The organism is Shewanella frigidimarina NCIMB 400, from assembly GCF_000014705.1.
In the GTDB taxonomy this organism is placed as follows: domain Bacteria; phylum Pseudomonadota; class Gammaproteobacteria; order Enterobacterales; family Shewanellaceae; genus Shewanella; species Shewanella frigidimarina.
Genome location: NC_008345.1, coordinates 2,801,390 through 2,818,264 on the forward strand (window position 1 = coordinate 2,801,390; position 16,875 = coordinate 2,818,264).

Sequence of the window (16,875 nt, forward strand, 5' to 3'; positions counted from 1 at the left end):
AAATAAGATCTGTAATTCTTTAATTTTCGGGAACTGATTTTTACAATTTAGCGATATAATTCCATTTCCATCAAGTATTCCCCGTATGCTCTCATTGTCAAAAACTGCTTACCTGCCAAATAATAATCTCTTTCAATTTCATTAATCGCATCTTTTATCTCTTCTGGTGAAGACGCTTTTTCATAGCGGTAGCTCCAGTATTTCTTAAGCTCGCTTAAGTCAAAGAATTCATTACCACTTAAAGGGGCCTCAGCTTTGTTTCGTTGGAACTGATCTTCTTCTTCACGAAACGCTCTTTCAAGAGTTTCTTTACCTCGTTTATTTTTATCTAATTGTTCTTGAGAAAATTTAATCTCAGCTGATTCAGTTATTGTCTGAATTCGGGCATTACAATATAAATGCATTTTTATCTCAAGTCCTTCAACTTTTTCGGCATCTATGTATTCCTATAGGGCTTATGCTTAATTAAGCTGAAAACGCCTTGTGGTGTAATAACAATCACTTGAGATCAGCAAAACGATTGAAATTGATAAAAAACTGTCGCACTCAATCCGCAGAACTAGACTCAATAATTACTGTCTTAATATAAACACTAAAACGTTGAGGCTGAACCTCTTTAGCACCTATGATGATATGAATCATCATATGGCATACTTTACATTTAGTACTGATAGCATAAGCAGGTACACCCACTTTAACTTCAACACCATATTGAGTTTCTTTTAACAGATTCGAAGCCTTAGTAAAATCAAGTAACTTTCCTTTAATGCTTTGAATTTCATTAAAAGAAAAAAAAACATCACCCTTACACTTTGGACATTTCACATGGAACTTCGTTTCTAATAGTTCATTTTCACTCCCCAAAAAAATAGAGCGCAGCCTGCTACCAGAATATGTATATATCATTTATAAATCATCCTTATTGTTAGATGGCCGTTTTTCCTTAATTTTTCCCTTATCTTTCAAATTTTCAATTGAACTTGGTAACTCATATTGTGTACCCCCTCCAGGCTGACCAAACCAAGGAATAGCAGGACCAGAATTTACTTTTAGCGGTTCAATAACTTCATAAGCATTATAGTCTTTATTTTTTGTCGAAGAAGGTAAAGCCCTACTAGTAAATGAGTTACCTTCAGGAGAAACGAATGTACCATAATCGCGAAATTCACCATTTGAATCTAAAAAACCACCGAACCGATCAATTTTGCTCCCAATATTTAAATCTACAGTTTCTATACTCACAAAGCCTCTGTTTGGGGGCCAAGAACCTGGCCCAAGTAAATCCTCTAGCTCAGGCCAATTTTGCGCTTTCCAAAATTTATAACCTTGGGAAGCCTGCGTAACAGATGAAAAGATCCCTTTAGAGTTTTTTTGGAACGTATTCCAACCATTTTCTTTACAACTCAGCCCAAACGGATCCACCCAGTTCACATGGTTAGGCGCATATTGATAATGGTTTATCCCGCCCACTAATCCTATCGGGTCTTGATGTATAAATCTAGCTTGCCCAGGGCTGTAGTACCTAAAGCGGTTGTAGTGTAACCCTGATTCGTCATCAAAGTATTGCCCTTGAAAACGGATTGGGTTAGTTATCTTGTCTTGCTTGGCTGCATCTTTAAAATCTGTATATTCAATATCTGTATTTTTAATAGATGTACTTTCAATTGTCTGGCCGAACACGTCTTGTTGGCTGCGCCAGACGATTTGAACGTTTTCATCGGTTAAGCAAATGGGTGTGCCGAGTTGGTCTAGGTGATAATAATATACTTGCCCTGCTTTAATGAGTGCTACAGGTGTAAAAGTATCAGGCTGATAAATATACCAGGTGTATTCACCTAAAGTGCATTCGCCAATAAGCTGATGATTGTCCCAAATGAAGTCGGTGCGACCGAGTTCGGTGATTTTTGCACTGCGACGGCCTAGGGCATCATATTCGTATTGCGTCAGCTTGCCATTAACGTTGATTTGCACCAGTTGGTTTAAGCCATTAAAGCTACGCTGTTGTTTATCGCCCGTACCCACTTGGCTGATTTGGTTGCCACTGGCGTCGTAACGGTAATCGACCCCAGCCATGCTCATTAAGCGGTCGTTGTTAACCACCACATCATTAAGGTTTTTATTGGGCCTTGCTGTGTCGGATGACAAAGCCGATGACGCTGGCTGTTGAATGTGTTCTGCACGCTCTAAGTCAGCTGTTGAGCTGATAATACTGGCATCAGCACTGTTATTGTCAACACGAAGAGAATGAGTAGGATTACCAAATCCATCCCATTGGTATTGTTGCTGAACACTGGTTTTGTTGCCAGTAGGGTTATCCGTTACACGAGTATAACTGTCACTGACTAGTTGGCTGATGTTGTTATAGCGAAATTGCTTAACATCGGGCGCGCTTTTGGTTTCAGGCCCTTGGGAGGTTTGAACCTCACTAGTTGCGCCCTGCTCTGCAATGTTGCTATCACAACGAAGTAATTGATGTTGTTTATCGTATTGATAACGTCTTGATACAAACAGAACTGACTCTGATGAGGAAAGCTCTTCTAATATAAGCTCTGATGCTGCGTTATCTGAGCGAGCATGTCGCCATGCCTGCTCAATTAATCTTGAATGGCTGTCATAAGCATGAGTGAGTTCAAGCTGATTACCCTGTATCGTTTTATGCAATAAACCCGATGGCAGATAGTGATATTGAGCCAGCGGTATGCGCTGCTTCGATGAGCTATTGTCTTTAAGACTAATGCCACTTAATTGACTGTTTTTATTGTATTGATAATCAATCTGTTGCCCATCAGGTAACGTTAAACGACTGCGTTTACCTGAATCATTATATTGATAGTCAAGTTGCCACTGGCTTTGCAATACACTATTTATACGCCCTTGAGCGTCAAGGTGTTGTTGCACTGTACGGTGTTGGTTGTGGGCGCGAGTTATTTGCCCTATCGGGTTATATTGATAAAAGTTCTGAGTATTCAGTAATGCAGATGTGGCACTGGGCTCAAGTTTTACATGGCTACTTTGCTGATAAATGCGCCCCATTGAATCACGTTTTAGCTCAACAAACCGAATATCACTGTCGTTCACTGCCACTAAATTATCATTGGCGTCATATTGATAATGTTGTTCACGGCCATCAAAACCAATTAAGGTTTTAGGTTGCTCTGTTGCTGTGTATTCAATACGGTACTGCGCCCCGTCACTTCGCTCAATGCGGTTTAAGTTACGTTCTTTATCATAAAAAAACTTCAGCCAACTACCATCGGCAAATGTTTGTTGGCGCGGTTGGGCTAAACCGTCATAGTCGATAATGTTTTCAATGTACTCACTATCGTTACGGAGTTCTTGCTCACCAACAACATCAGCTTGTTGACGCTGGCGAATAATACGTCCGGCATCATCGTACTGATAATAATGACTAATGGCTTCTTCAGGCTTGTCTTGATGATCTTGTGGATAGGATTTACTTTCGACTATTTGGCCTTTGTTGTCACGAATAAATTCAGTGACCAGACCTTGCGGATTAATAGTGGCGTTAACTCGTCCCAGTCTGTCATGGCTAAAACGGGTTAACGCATCACCGACTTGCGTTGCCAGCAATTCGCCATCGCGGTCCCAATGGTAACGATGAATGACCCCATTAACATCGACTTTTTGAGTTAACTTCCCAGCATCATTGTATTGAAATTGACTTTGACGGCCATCAAAACCACTTTCAGACAACAACCGACCTGTGGCATCGTAATGTCTTTTAGCCGTTCGGCCTATCGCATCTATGGTCACAATTCGTTGGCCTAAGCGATTATATTCAAACCTTGTGGTACCACCATCCGCTTGAATAACAGCCAGTAACTGCCCTTGCTCGTTATAGTTGTATTGTATTTTATTATCACACGCATCAACGGTAGCCACTTTACGACCGACGGCATCATATTGATGACGTATCACACTGCCATTGGGGTTGTGATGCTCTGTCAATAGCCCTTGCGCATTGTGAATAAAAGTCTCGCGATGACCTAAAGAGTCAGTACAACTGCTTTTTATACCGTTAACGAGTGCCGTATATTCAAAGTGATAATGATAAATATCATCGTCACCCCATTGCTCAATACATTTAGCGCGCTGGTCTTGTCCGTCCCACAAAAAGTGATGACTAAAGCCTGATGCCCGAGTTCTGCGTTGTAATAAATAGGTCGAGGTTCTGTTGTTGTATGGGACATCGCGGTCAGAGGCATTTGTAGCCGACTTCACTTTTACATAACTGTAGCGCTCTACTCGTCCGTTGCTGTCGGTGGCGGCAATAAGGGCTTGATCATCATCGTATTGATAGCTAGCCAACAAATTCTGATGAATTTGTTTGTTGCCTTCGTTATCTAACATGTACGAAGCGACTTTTAACAAATTGCTTTGTGCATTGTAAAATAACAACACGCCACGTTTAGGGCCTGTTGTTATTTGAGTTAAGCGGCCTTGATGATCATAATACAGCTGAAAGTATTGGCCTTGATGATTACTAATCGTTTCAAGCTGCCAAACCTGTTTACCAGCAACGTTTTTTTGTATAAATGCCCAATGGCTGTCATCGGGCTTTATTAATACATGGCGGCCATCGGCTTGATGTACTAGCGACCAACCTGTTGAAAGTTGAATACTGGTTTGCCCTCGTTTAACCGAGTCGAACACATGTACTCGGCCTTCATCGTCGGTTAATTCAAACCAATATTTACCGGGTTTTTTAGGCCCAACTTTCGCTGGCGCTTGATATTGATGATCCAGCTGCACACAAAAGTTATGTCGCCAGCCGTAACCCATACCAACATTGCTAAGAATTTTGCTCGAACGATACAAACGACACCACGTTAGCGGCATTAAGCCATTAAGCTCAAAATCGACTAACGGTAAAATTTCTTCGCCACTTAACATCGATACGGGATCGCTGCGGCACTCTTGCTGATCAATAGCCACTTCCGTCGGGGAATGATTCGCCACAGTCCCGGATTGAACTGACGCAGAAGTTTGTTTGCCCTTATTGGTTTTGGGTGCTTTTGTATTGGTTGAACTCGCGCCTAGAGTGCCCGTTTCAGTTGAATGCTGAATTTGTTGTTTGGGTGTTTCACCATACACTCTGAGTAAATTGCGCTCAATAATGTCACTCAGTTTACGGGTAATATCTCTTGGATTTAAGCTAGCATTTACACCCGCATTCATCACCAGACTGCGCGCATAAATTAATGCATTACGATCACGGACTAAATGAGGCGAGATTTCATTAATTATCTCACTAACATTATTGTTTTGCTCAAACGTTAATAACTGGAATCCAGCTGGCGTTGACGCACTGGCAGGCACGATAACGATATAACGGTTATGACCTTTAAAATTGAAATTACTGACCGTCATGTTCGTTTATGCCTTCTCTATCCATGAGTACATTGCCAAACCAAGGTGAAGTTGTTGAGATACTTCTAGCTGTAAGCTTGTTCCAGTAGCATTTTGTTGTTGGTAACGGTTATAGATGTGTAGCAAATTAAATAACCCCGCCACACAACCGATATCACCTGTAAAATAACTAGACTGGGAAATTTGTGTATCTTGATCGATTCTGCCGGCTAATTGTTCGTAAGCATTAAGCCAGTTATCCGTTACAGCGGCATGGTTGCCGGGTAAATACAGTTGAGCGAATACATCCAAGTCTTCAATCTGACAAGCACGATTAAACAAAGCTTTTATTGTTTGGGTTTGTTGCACCGCGCTACATGAATCTTGAAATAAATCCACCATTTCCAAGCCATCGTTTGCAACATTAATACTGGCCATGATGACCGCTTCGGCAGGACAACGTCCTGTGTCTTGTTGTTGAGTAATCAGCTCTTGGTCATGATTAAAATCCACAAGGTCAAAGAACAAACTGTCTACGGCAATAAATATTGCACTTTGATTGTCGACAGGCATTGCCTTTAATGCGCTCAAAGCAGAAAAAATACCAGCACTGCCCATAGGAAAAAACCGGCTATTGGGATGCACAAAACAATGCGGAAAAAGTGCATGTAAACGAGTGACCCAATCAACAAGTTGTTGTTTTTCTAAGTGAGGTAAAATCCAAAAAATCGCTTGGTGAGAGTAAGGTTGCCATTGAGTTTCATTTTGAATAGGTAATTTATGCAACATATCAATTAGGCGGTTTAATTGAGTGTCTGTAGCAAGCTCGTGCGCCATGACGGCTGCCACATGCTGACCATCGGATAATTGATAGCTGAAATCGACTCCTTCGGATAAAGGTAAGTTAATTAACTGCTGTGGGTTTTCGTATGACCCTACGACCATATTAATGGCCTCTGCATGCATTATCATAAGGCCACTTTCACACGTTGTGGGCTGCAACTAACCACATTATTCAGCCGAAGCTTATGTAAAAAGGCAATACGCTGGTGCACGGGGCTTGAATGACTAATGATCTTATCAATACTGGTACCATTAACTTCAACACCATCAATCAATCTGACATCTGGCATTTTAAGCGCCAATAACATCCACCGATGTAATAATTTGGCACTGTAAAACTGTAGGTATTCACAACGTTCGACTTCATCTTCTTCAAACTGCCATTGATAAGGCACCGCTTGATCCAGCTCTGGCCCTAAAATAGTTCGAAGTGCTCGAAAAGCCATTAATGTTTGACTAGGTTGCTGCATTGCTCGAGCTAAAAAAGGCACGAATTTACTAAAACCCGAATAACCCATTAACTCAATGACTCTTAGGGTTAAATTTGCATTTTCACTCATTAAATTAAATATTTGGCTCAATATTGCTTCGTCTAACGAAGTAATAAACACTTCAAAAAGCGCACTATGGCAATAGTCTAATTGACAAAATACCCCATAGAGTTTTAACGGTTCGTTTATGTTGACCATCAACATTTCAATATACAAAGACGTCAGTGATGACCGAGAAATGTTGAGGGAGTCAATTCCGTCGGCACGCTTTAAACGTTTACCTCGATAGATGCAGAATAAGATGTATTGCTGGATTTGTTCAGGCGTTTTGTTGCTGGCTGTAAAATTAACTTTATCAAGATTAAGTTGGCTGGCCATTAATGCAAATGCAGGGCTATAGTGGCCCACATCTATAATCGTACTGGCAAACAAAGCTTGAACGATACCTGATTGCTTAACTGGCTGAGCCTTATAGTGCAGTTGCAATAGTAAAGATAAGATCACCATTTTGTCTGTTGGGCAATAAAACACATCTGTTTCAAATGCATCGACAATTTCATCACAGGTGTTGGCATTAAGTAATGGCCATTCAGCATCTTTTTTTTGCTGGATCATCTTTAAAATGACCATTAGCGATTGAGTATTATCTTCAATATTTTTTGGCATACACTGAAACGACGACAACATGACATGTCGTTGTGCCAACAGAAGATTAAAACTATCAATCAAATTCATTTACCACAATCCTTGTTTATACTAACCGATCATTACTGTTGGATTACCCACAATAATTTTTCCACCATGTGCGGTACCATCACCCATTCTGGCGGCTGGTTTTCCGTTAATCAGTACCGAACTCGACCCCGCATTAATGGTATCAGGCGGGCCGACACAAATTAACTTGTCACCTTTGCGCGCTGCAGGTAACGAACCAATAAGGACATTACCTGAGCCCATCACAATGGGACCACCAACATGTGGAACGGGACCGGGATTCATTTTCGGACAAAGATGCATACACGAAATGGTTGCTGCTGGCATTCCCATCAAATATTCCTTTATTTGTTGTAGCGCATTGATACCGGTGGCTTACTGGCTGTCTAACGGGATGACCAGCAAAGCACGCTGTTCAAACGACATCGCAAGAGTGCATATCATTGCTGCTTCAGCTTGCTGAACGGCTGCGTAAGTATCATTATGTAGATAACAGTAAATTTGGTTTAACAGTTCAGGAGAATTCTTCCAACTATGCCTATTAACCAAAAACTGCTCTCCAAATGTAGCACTGACCCAAAACGTCATATTGGGTGTATTAAGGAGTGGGTCATGTGGCTTATCGACCGGTTTGCAGATTAAATGTCGATAGCCAAATTGACAGACAATTTCATGGCCTCGACAAAATGGCCCAGCTAAGCCGACTCCAGGATAACGAGATAATGACATGGCTAGTTCAACTTAATTTGAGCAGCTTTTAAGGCAATACTGGTACCATTAACCTTAACGTTTGTCCCTTTAATAGTAATGTTGGTGCCTTCGATAGAAATCGAACCGTCGCTGCTCATTTTGATTGATGCGCTGCCGGTTTTAATGACAATTTCATTACCCGCTTCAATATTAAGTACTTTACCGACTTTTAAACTGTCATTATTGGCTATGTCTTCTAGTCGATTATTACCAATTTTAACGTTATCGTTATTAACGATGTCAGTGAAACGGTCGTTGCCTATGGTGTCTTTTTGATCATGTTTTACATTCAATAGATGATCTTTTTCTGCTTGGAGGAATAATAACTCTTTGCCTTTTTCATCATCAAAACGTAACTCATTGAAATTGTCGGCACCACCGTCCTTAGTACTATGGGTTTTAATGCCAGACTGAGTCTTTTTAGCCGGTAATGCATAAGGAGGCATTAAGTCTGCGTTATACACCGCACCGCTGATAATCGGTTGATCAGGGTCACCATTGATAAACTCAACTAACACCTCCTGGCCTACGCGAGGGAAGAAGAATGCACCCCACTTGTTGCCAGCCCAGCTTTGTGCGACACGGATCCAACATGAACTTTTACTATTGAACTCGCCTTCACGATCCCAATGAAACTGTACTTTTACACGGCCAAATTTATCAATATGTTGTTCATCACCAGGTTCACCAGTCACTACCGCTGTTTGTACCCCATTAATTAATGGTTTACGTAAATGAAGCTGTGAGCGATAAGGAGTACTTTTAGGAACACATTCAAAATCGTTTTGATAAACACTGCCAGACATTGATTGGCTTGTGCCTGACTGATTAGGCTGAGTAGCCGACGTTCTCAGTGAGCTTATAACAAAGCTCTTACCTTTATAACTCGCGTTTTCATGATCTTTGAAAGTAAAAAACTTACCCACCATAAAACTACGACAATCGCCTTGGCCGCTGCATTTATTCATGTCTTTTTGCAGGGCTTCAAGTTGATTATTGGCAAACGGTTGAGCACGCTTGTTGAACTCAGACTCGCCCAAATAATCGTACACCTCAAGTGCACTTTGTTCAGGAAGATTTGCGTTAGTATGATTACCTGATGGGTATAATTTAGGTTGTTCGTAGTCATAACCTTTTTGAATAAAACCGCCACTCACCATGCTCATGCCGCCTTGCCAATGAGACACGTGCGACTCGGCTAAATGACCTGAGAAACAACGAACCTTCTCTTCTGCACAAGGTTTGTAGGCGTTTATATCATCAGCAAGTACTAGGGTATGAGCACTAACACTATGCTCGAAGAAGAAGAAAATTCCCTCTTGCTGTAATAAACGACAAACAAAATCGACATCTGATTCTAAATACTGCACACAGTATTCATATTTAGGGTAGGTGTTGGTGGTTTTATTTTGAAATTCAACTTTATGTTGACCAAACAAGTCTTTAACAATATCAATGACTGACTTATTTTGAAAAATTCGACAATTACTGCGTTTTTTCATCAATGCCATCTGAGGCACTATAACGGCTTGATAATCTATATAATTCTGTGCATCGTCTGACGCTGCGGTCCGCATTCCAGCAGACTCAAGATGACTTACCACCCCATGAAAGTATCGAACTGCACCATTACTTTCGGCATTACGTAAAGTAATACAAACATTTTTACCCACTAAACTGTCGAGACTAATCTGGGTGCCAACCGTGAACATGGAGACGCTGATTGAAAAAAGCTGAGAGATGGCTTCTGTGGCAGTAAAATGCGTTAGGTACAGAGTATCCTTACCTAATGGCGTTGTGATACTGATGATATTATTTTTTTGAGTGGCCTTAAGCATTCCTTGCCTCAGTCTTTAAGAGTAAAGATCTTGGGGAACAAGTTCCCCAAGATATAAGATCACAAACAACTTACATTTGTTGACCTTTAACACCGCTGTAGCCATAACGTAGCGCTGCAGTAATGTTGTTTTTATCATCAGTTGGCGTAACAGCCATCATCATTTCAGTGTAGCTGATAGTGATTGTCTCTACAGGACGGTCACCATGAACTGAAACACTGTAGCTAGAGATCATTGCATCAGTTAATTCGATTTGCATGATTTCTTCGATTTTGTCACCTTGCTTAGTGATGTGGAAAACCGCTTTTTTACCTTTACCGATAGTCGCTTCTTTGAACAAGTCAGTAGAAGAATTATCTTGTAATTTAGTAATGGTCACGTCACCTAAACGAGTTGAGCTTGCTTCACGGTCTTTTGCAGTACCAGTGAAAGAAGTGATCTCACGGCTAATATTCCAATCGACTGATAACACAGTAATCAGGTCTTTGAATTCTTCAGCAGTGGTTTCGCCTTTAATCCCTTCATAATCTAAATATGTATTCGCTTGCATTATTAATGCTCCTTTTGCGTGGATGTCATCCATTAATGGACAGTTTTATAAGTTCAATAATCAAACTTAATATTTCAATTTATTAAAAATGCACTTACCAACAAATAATACTCAACTGCATTATCCATTTAAATATAGTGAGTCCTCATAATTAAGCCAACGGATTATATCAAAGGTTTTTTGATAATCAACTAATCGTTTATATAAATAAAAAAATACAACCAAGACTAATAATTTATACATTAATAATAACTACACAACATTACAAAGGGTATATACTTTATTATATACCCCTCAAATATGATGTTATAAATATACAATATAATACTTATTAATTATTTATTAATGTCACGTTATTTTTATGTCCATTTAGATTTTATAAATAAACTCATCGTTTACTACATTTACTTTTACATTGGTTGTTTTCTTATTGTTAGCCATATTGTGTAAGATTTTGATCGAAAGGTCAGGCAACATAGTATTTTGTAAAATATTATGCACATTGCGAGCACCTGAACCAGCATCCTGACACATAGACACAATTTGGCTCACCACATCATCACTGTAAGTGAACTTAGCTTGATAATGCTCAGCTAAACGATTAGCAACTCGCTGTAATTGCAATTTAGTGATTTCATTGAGCATTAGTTGGGTCAACGGAATATAAGGGATTACATTTAAACGGCCTAAAAAAGCCGGTTTGAAATAACTCAATAAATCATCTTGAAGTGCTTTGCGTAAACCTTTAATTGATGGCGCAATTTTTTCATCTTCAAATAAGCCCATCGTGGTTTCTGTACCAGCATTTGAGGTCATAATGATAATAGTATTTTTGAAATCTATATCACGCCCCTCACCATCTTTAATGGTGCCTTTATCAAAAACTTGATAAAAAATATCTTGAACACCTGGATGTGCCTTTTCCATTTCATCCAGCAAAATAACACTATAAGGTTTACGGCGAACGGCTTCAGTCAGCACTCCACCTTCACCATAACCAACATAACCTGGAGGTGAACCTAAAAGTAATGACACTTTATGTTCTTCTTTAAATTCAGACATGTTGATGACAGTTACATTATCTTCGCTACCATAAACTTGCTCAGCCAATGTTAATGCCGTTTCTGTTTTACCTACGCCGCTAGGGCCTGTCAGTAAAAATACACCAATGGGACGTTTTTCATCACCCAACTGTGCACGAGACGTTTGCACTGTTTTGGCGATTAAATCTAAGGCATGATCTTGGCCGATAACGCGCTTGGCCATGGTGTCTTTTAAGTTCAAAATTGTTTTTATTTCATCATCCTGCATTTTACCTGCAGGAATGCCAGTCCAATCAGAAATGACTTCAGCAACCAATTGTTCATCAACTTGCCAATGCACCATAGGCTGTTTATTGGCTGACAATATTGCCTTAAACGCCGTTAACTCCACTAACAAAGGTGCGGTATCTGTTTCTGATGCTTGAATCTGGCCAACTAATTCTGCAATTTTTTGAACGGTAACTAATTCGTCCTGCCATTGTGTTGTCAAAGGAGCGAGTTCTTTTGAAAGCAATTTATGTTTTTTGGTTAACTCTGTAATAGACTTTTTATGATCTGAACCTGTTTTTTGCTCACGAGTTAGAATGCTAATTTGTGTGTCTAGTTGCTGAATTTGTCGTTGTAATGATTCAACCATTCCAGGAGTAGAAGCTTGACTCATAGCAACACGAGCGCATGCAGTATCTAATAAACTTACCGCTTTATCTGGCAGTTGTCGGCCAGTAATATATCGATGAGATAAGTTAACTGCAGCACATAAAGCTTGATCGGAAACAAGAATTTTATGGTGCCCTTCCATTACAGGTAACAAGCCCCGCATCATTGCAATAGCTTGTTCAGGAGAAGGCTCTTCAATTTTAACCACTTGAAAACGACGAGTTAATGCGGCATCTTTTTCAAAAAACTTTTTATATTCTGCCCATGTTGTTGCCGCAATGGTACGTAACTCACCACGCGCTAATGCGGGTTTTAATAAATTTGCCGCGTCATTTTGTCCAGCTTGTCCGCCGCTGCCAATCATGGTGTGAGCTTCATCTATAAATAAAATAATAGGTTTAACAGACTGTTTAACTTCTTTAATTAAAGCTTTTAAGCGGTTCTCAAATTCCCCTTTCACTCCGGCTCCAGCTTGTAGTAAGGCTAAATCCAGTACATGAATACGAACATTTTGTAATGCAGTCGGAACTTCTTTCTGGGCAATTTTAAGCGCTAAACCTTCCACAACAGCGGTTTTACCAACACCGGCTTCACCCGTTAAAATAGGATTATTTTGACGGCGACGGGTTAAAATGTCGATCATCTGCCTAATTTCATTATCACGTCCAAGAATAGGATCTATTTTCCCCAGTTCTGCTTGCTCGGTTAAATTTTGGGTAAATTGGTCTAGATTTGGTGTTTTGCTCGGCGCAGACTGCATCGCCTGAGTTTCTTCGATATCGCTACTTGACACTTTATGCTCGGTAGATTGACGAGCAAGCTGTGGCCATGCATGTTTTAGCTGTGCAGGATCTATTTTAAGGAGCTGTTTTGCAGAGCACGAAACCAAAGAGTTTAATGAATCGTCAGTCAGCAAGGTAAAAATCAGATAGGCAGTTCTTATCTCACTATCGTTGAATTCAATACTGGTATTTAACCAAGTTTGACGAAGCAAACTTACTATATGTGGTGACAAGCTTGGTGCTGCACTGTTGCCTGTTTTAAACTTTTCTAATCCCTGACGGATATCACTAATCAACTGATCTTTTTGTACTGAAAAACTGGCCATGATGATGTCTAAATCACCCGAACCATTCTCTAGCAACGCTAATAACCAATGCTCAATCTCAACGCTGAATTGGCTGCGGCTATGGCATACGCTGGCAGCGGTTTCTAAAGATTGTCGACATACTGGATTAAGTTTTCCTACCAATTTACTTAAAGTCATCGCTGACATATTCATAGTCCTTTATTAATTAAATCATTAAGCTTTTTATTTGTTGTCCATTCTCTGCACGGCTCATTAGGCCACAACCTAACCCTAGTCCGATTGCGGACTTTGATAATTGAGCTGTAGGTGCATCTTGTTGTTTTATTTCTAGAAAAATTTTGTATTTCACTGACTGGCCTAAATAGTTTGAGACTAGTTTTTTAAGTGATTGATAACTGGCTGTTCCAGGCATAAAAGCGTTAACCGATGCGCCTTCCTTCGGCTTTATATGAATACTGACACTTGAATTAATATCCCATACCCGGTTACCTATACTGGCATCAACACCTAAACGGGCGTATTGCCCTTCTGGCATACTTCGACTGGCCATTCGGGTTTGCTCTGTTTTCGCGAGAGACTGCCAACGTCCTTGAAAAGACAAAATATTTACATTACAGCCAGTAAAATCATTTAGCATTCTTCGTAACGACTCAGCACTCGGCGTTTTAGTGTGACAAAAACCTGCGTAATAGCGATTTAATGATTTGTTACCACTAAGCAAACTCAATACATGGGTAAAGCTGTCGGTAACGCCTGTTTCAGGGGATTGATAATTTGCCGAAAAACGATACTTTTCCCATGAACGATAGAATAGTGAGATCAGCCGATGGTTAAATAAATCATAAAAGTCACGCATCCCATTATCTTTAAGCCGCAGGCGCTCTAGTAGCAACTCAGTATAATGTGAAGGCAAAACACCACTGGGTCCGGTTAATCCCATAAATGATATATGCAAATCGGCGGCAACTTTATCAGTTTGACTTGTCGATGTAGGCGCTACTTTGCTGATTGCTTGTCCTGGAAAACCAAGATGTTGATCAGACTTAAAACGTAACAACTCTTGGCTGGGAATGGCGTCATAACCCACCTTATAACCTTGCTCTCGCCCTTGAGATAATTGTTGTTGAAACTGATAAACGGCTTGGTAAAAGTCATGTTCTGATGGCGTATCGATTATCGCCTGCAACTGATTATTCATTACTTGCTGGGTCATAGCAGCGGCCTTTGTCCAGCTCGTGCTGGCCAGGTATAAGCTATCGAATTATGATCTTTAAAGCGCATGCTCAAGCGAGTAAAACTATTGATTGCAGCAAATTGTGCAAAGAAGTGGTCTAAAATAGTGCAAAAGAAAAACACGCCACTGCCAGAATAATGGTCTTTAATAAAGGTAATTTCAATATGACTGCCACTGCAAAAGCTAATCCTGCCATGCTGGTTAACTCTGGCTGTATCGGGGCTCACTTGAACAGAATGGATATTCTCTATTAAGTTTTTATTTTCTGGTGAACACTTAAAATCGTATAATTTAAGGGTTTCTTTTAAGTTAGACAGTGCATCTTTACCACTAAAACTATCAATAGATAAATGAGTCACTAGCTGCCAGCGCGAAGCATCGCTCAGCGACGCACGTACCGGTAACGTGGGCGCAAGCAAACATTTTACGTGCTTAATAATGTCGGCACGTTCAGGTACGAACATTTTTGGCTCATTAGTACCAAACGGGAGATGCGCCGGTAAATTACGGTTGCTGCATTGAGCGGTAATACTTAATATCCAAGCGCCATAGTCGTCTTCGGACTTAAATCCTTTAAAGTTATGATCGACTAGAGATAAAAATGATTCAGTGCCTAATTCAGCATACCCACCAGACCAACTAGCAGACTCACGTCTAACATGCCAAAACAAATTATTATGACCTAAATATTGCGGATGCGATTCACCATAAAATGGGGTAACTTCTACCTTGTTGTCCTTAGGATCATAAGCAATAACATCTTCAATGCTGATGATTTCAGTCACTTCAGAGTCAGAATAACGGGCAGCCAATTTATATTCATACTGAGACGCATCAATACTCACCGGTTCTAATTTTTGTTCAAACAAATTAATCACTGGCGTACAACCTAACAGAAAATGATTGGCACTAACTTGCTTCTCTAAATCCTGAGAGCCTTCCTTTAAATATATATAAAGAGAAAACTTATTGTCGATCCCTTGCCAGCTGCCGTCTAAATCATCAATGTCAAAAAACAAGAATTTTTCTGGAAAAATAAAATTTTCTAATAATAATCGATAACCAGAACTAGTACGTTGGCTGTAAGGTATGACTTGTTGTTCATCTTCAAAGCCAACCGCTTTTAAATGCCTTTTGGTTAAAAACTTACACACAGTTTGCTGCTCATTCACTAAAGCAAAACCTAGGCTGTGTTCAAATAACAATTGATAAAGCTGAAACGTTTGATGATCTTGGCCATTCAAGAAAAAGCGTAATTTATCAACCCCAAGGCTCGGCATGCTAATTTCGTCAAATTCACAGGCGATATCAAGCTTAATAATCGCTTTAGCACGTTCTGGACATTGTGGTTCTGGGGCATTAAACGGTGCATTTTGAAACTGGGCTTTTTGCACTTCAATGGGCCATAATTTCATGTCATATGATGTTTGAAAATGGCACGTTTTCATCCCCTCTACCTGAGTGTCTACCTGAGTTGCCCTGGGTAATAACACGCCAGTAGTCGACAAGTTTTCAGTGGTGACTTTGATAACTGACATAGACGGTATTGGCGCTTGGTAATCGGGATATAACTGGCCTAATAACGCCTCGGTTAATTCAGGAAAACTATCGTCAAGTTTTTGCCTAATTTGTGCTGTTAGCAAAGAGAATGCTTCAATTAATCGTGAAACATGAGGATCTTCAACATGTTCATCACTTAAGCGTAAACGCCCGGCCACTTTAGGATATTGCTCAGCAAATTCCGCTCCCATATGACGAATGAAAGCCAGCTCACGATTGTAATATTCCAATAATTCCTGATTCACAGAATTCCCTCATTAACTATCATCGCCAAGTGGACAGGCTCAACTTCCGAGTCAAACGTAATATATTCAGGCTCAGGTTCTGCATACAACAATGCATTAATTTTTAATCTTAAAACCCGATCTAATGGTTGTTCATTATCAACTGTTTCAACCATCACTTCTAAAAATCTCGGTTCGAATCGTTTTATGGTATCGGCAACTTGTTTACATAAAAGTTGACGCCCATCTAAGCTCGCGACTGGCATAGAAGAAAAGTCACGTAAACCATAATTCATCAAAGAATTATCAAGCTCAGTTAAATGATCCGGCCACGTTTGCCATTGCAATTTAGCATTGAGTAGATTTTCTAAATCGCGACGAACATTAGACCTTAACTGACGTAAATTAAGGCCACGATGGCTGTCTTTGACATCTTGCTCATTTGGCGCATCATCTATCAATCTATCTAGAATTGACGCCATTATCGGTTGTTGGTTTTTGCTCAACACAG

13 protein-coding genes are annotated in these 16,875 nt (G+C 40.1%); all 13 read right to left on the reverse strand.

Translation table 11 applies throughout. The features are described 5' to 3' along the window. Positions 1-47: 47 nt before the first annotated feature. The gene (locus tag SFRI_RS12105) at positions 48-404 is read right to left on the reverse strand and encodes a hypothetical protein (RefSeq protein WP_011637807.1); all 357 of its coding nucleotides are present in this window, start codon (positions 402-404) and stop codon (positions 48-50) included. 142 nt (positions 405-546) lie between these two features. After that, on the reverse strand, positions 547-906 hold the full coding sequence (locus SFRI_RS12110; RefSeq protein WP_011637808.1) for a hypothetical protein: 360 nt from the start codon (positions 904-906) through the stop codon (positions 547-549). Further along, positions 907-5,391, reverse strand: a complete 4,485-nt coding sequence (locus tag SFRI_RS12115) for a glycohydrolase toxin TNT-related protein (protein ID WP_011637809.1) — start codon at positions 5,389-5,391, stop codon at positions 907-909. A gap of 6 nt (positions 5,392-5,397) precedes the next feature. Further along, complete coding sequence (locus SFRI_RS12120) at positions 5,398-6,342, reverse strand: hypothetical protein (RefSeq protein ID WP_011637810.1); 945 nt, start codon at positions 6,340-6,342, stop codon at positions 5,398-5,400. Beyond that, positions 6,339-7,439 carry a hypothetical protein gene (locus SFRI_RS12125; RefSeq protein WP_011637811.1) on the reverse strand — a complete coding sequence of 367 codons (1,101 nt, stop codon included), beginning with the start codon at positions 7,437-7,439 and terminating at the stop codon, positions 6,339-6,341. Before SFRI_RS12125 ends, SFRI_RS12120 begins: the two co-directional genes overlap by 4 nt. Before the next feature lie 21 nt (positions 7,440-7,460). Next, positions 7,461-7,751 carry a PAAR domain-containing protein gene (locus SFRI_RS12130; protein ID WP_011637812.1) on the reverse strand — a complete coding sequence of 97 codons (291 nt, stop codon included), beginning with the start codon at positions 7,749-7,751 and terminating at the stop codon, positions 7,461-7,463. A gap of 42 nt (positions 7,752-7,793) precedes the next feature. After that, positions 7,794-8,147 (reverse strand): hypothetical protein, encoded by a 354-nt coding sequence (locus SFRI_RS12135; RefSeq protein WP_011637813.1) that lies wholly within the window; start codon positions 8,145-8,147, stop codon positions 7,794-7,796. A gap of 2 nt (positions 8,148-8,149) precedes the next feature. After that, a complete protein-coding gene (locus SFRI_RS12140; RefSeq protein WP_011637814.1) occupies positions 8,150-10,006 on the reverse strand; it encodes a type VI secretion system Vgr family protein in 1,857 nt (618 codons plus the stop codon). A gap of 70 nt (positions 10,007-10,076) precedes the next feature. Then, the gene (locus SFRI_RS12145) at positions 10,077-10,556 is read right to left on the reverse strand and encodes an Hcp family type VI secretion system effector (protein WP_011637815.1); all 480 of its coding nucleotides are present in this window, start codon (positions 10,554-10,556) and stop codon (positions 10,077-10,079) included. A gap of 369 nt (positions 10,557-10,925) precedes the next feature. Beyond that, complete coding sequence (gene tssH, locus SFRI_RS12150; RefSeq protein ID WP_011637816.1) at positions 10,926-13,532, reverse strand: type VI secretion system ATPase TssH; 2,607 nt, start codon at positions 13,530-13,532, stop codon at positions 10,926-10,928. Between the two features lie 19 nt (positions 13,533-13,551). Beyond that, the gene (tssG, locus tag SFRI_RS12155; protein WP_011637817.1) at positions 13,552-14,559 is read right to left on the reverse strand and encodes a type VI secretion system baseplate subunit TssG; all 1,008 of its coding nucleotides are present in this window, start codon (positions 14,557-14,559) and stop codon (positions 13,552-13,554) included. Then, the gene (gene tssF, locus SFRI_RS12160; RefSeq protein ID WP_011637818.1) at positions 14,556-16,385 is read right to left on the reverse strand and encodes a type VI secretion system baseplate subunit TssF; all 1,830 of its coding nucleotides are present in this window, start codon (positions 16,383-16,385) and stop codon (positions 14,556-14,558) included. The genes tssG and tssF overlap by 4 nt, the downstream gene beginning before the upstream one ends. Then, on the reverse strand, positions 16,382-16,873 hold the full coding sequence (gene tssE / locus SFRI_RS12165) for a type VI secretion system baseplate subunit TssE (protein ID WP_243638395.1): 492 nt from the start codon (positions 16,871-16,873) through the stop codon (positions 16,382-16,384). Before tssE ends, tssF begins: the two co-directional genes overlap by 4 nt. Positions 16,874-16,875 lie beyond the last annotated feature (2 nt).

What these genes read in the sequence shown, in the direction of transcription:
- SFRI_RS12105 (WP_011637807.1), bottom strand. Translation starts at nt 404, where the DNA reads ATGCATTTATATTGTAATGCCCGAATTCAGACAATAACTGAATCAGCT.
- SFRI_RS12110 (WP_011637808.1), bottom strand. Translation starts at nt 906, where the DNA reads ATGATATATACATATTCTGGTAGCAGGCTGCGCTCTATTTTTTTGGGG.
- SFRI_RS12115 (WP_011637809.1), bottom strand. Translation starts at nt 5,391, where the DNA reads ATGACGGTCAGTAATTTCAATTTTAAAGGTCATAACCGTTATATCGTT.
- SFRI_RS12120 (WP_011637810.1), bottom strand. Translation starts at nt 6,342, where the DNA reads ATGATAATGCATGCAGAGGCCATTAATATGGTCGTAGGGTCATACGAA.
- SFRI_RS12125 (WP_011637811.1), bottom strand. Translation starts at nt 7,439, where the DNA reads ATGAATTTGATTGATAGTTTTAATCTTCTGTTGGCACAACGACATGTC.
- SFRI_RS12130 (WP_011637812.1), bottom strand. Translation starts at nt 7,751, where the DNA reads ATGGGAATGCCAGCAGCAACCATTTCGTGTATGCATCTTTGTCCGAAA.
- SFRI_RS12135 (WP_011637813.1), bottom strand. Translation starts at nt 8,147, where the DNA reads ATGTCATTATCTCGTTATCCTGGAGTCGGCTTAGCTGGGCCATTTTGT.
- SFRI_RS12140 (WP_011637814.1), bottom strand. Translation starts at nt 10,006, where the DNA reads ATGCTTAAGGCCACTCAAAAAAATAATATCATCAGTATCACAACGCCA.
- SFRI_RS12145 (WP_011637815.1), bottom strand. Translation starts at nt 10,556, where the DNA reads ATGCAAGCGAATACATATTTAGATTATGAAGGGATTAAAGGCGAAACC.
- tssH (WP_011637816.1), bottom strand. Translation starts at nt 13,532, where the DNA reads ATGTCAGCGATGACTTTAAGTAAATTGGTAGGAAAACTTAATCCAGTA.
- tssG (WP_011637817.1), bottom strand. Translation starts at nt 14,559, where the DNA reads ATGACCCAGCAAGTAATGAATAATCAGTTGCAGGCGATAATCGATACG.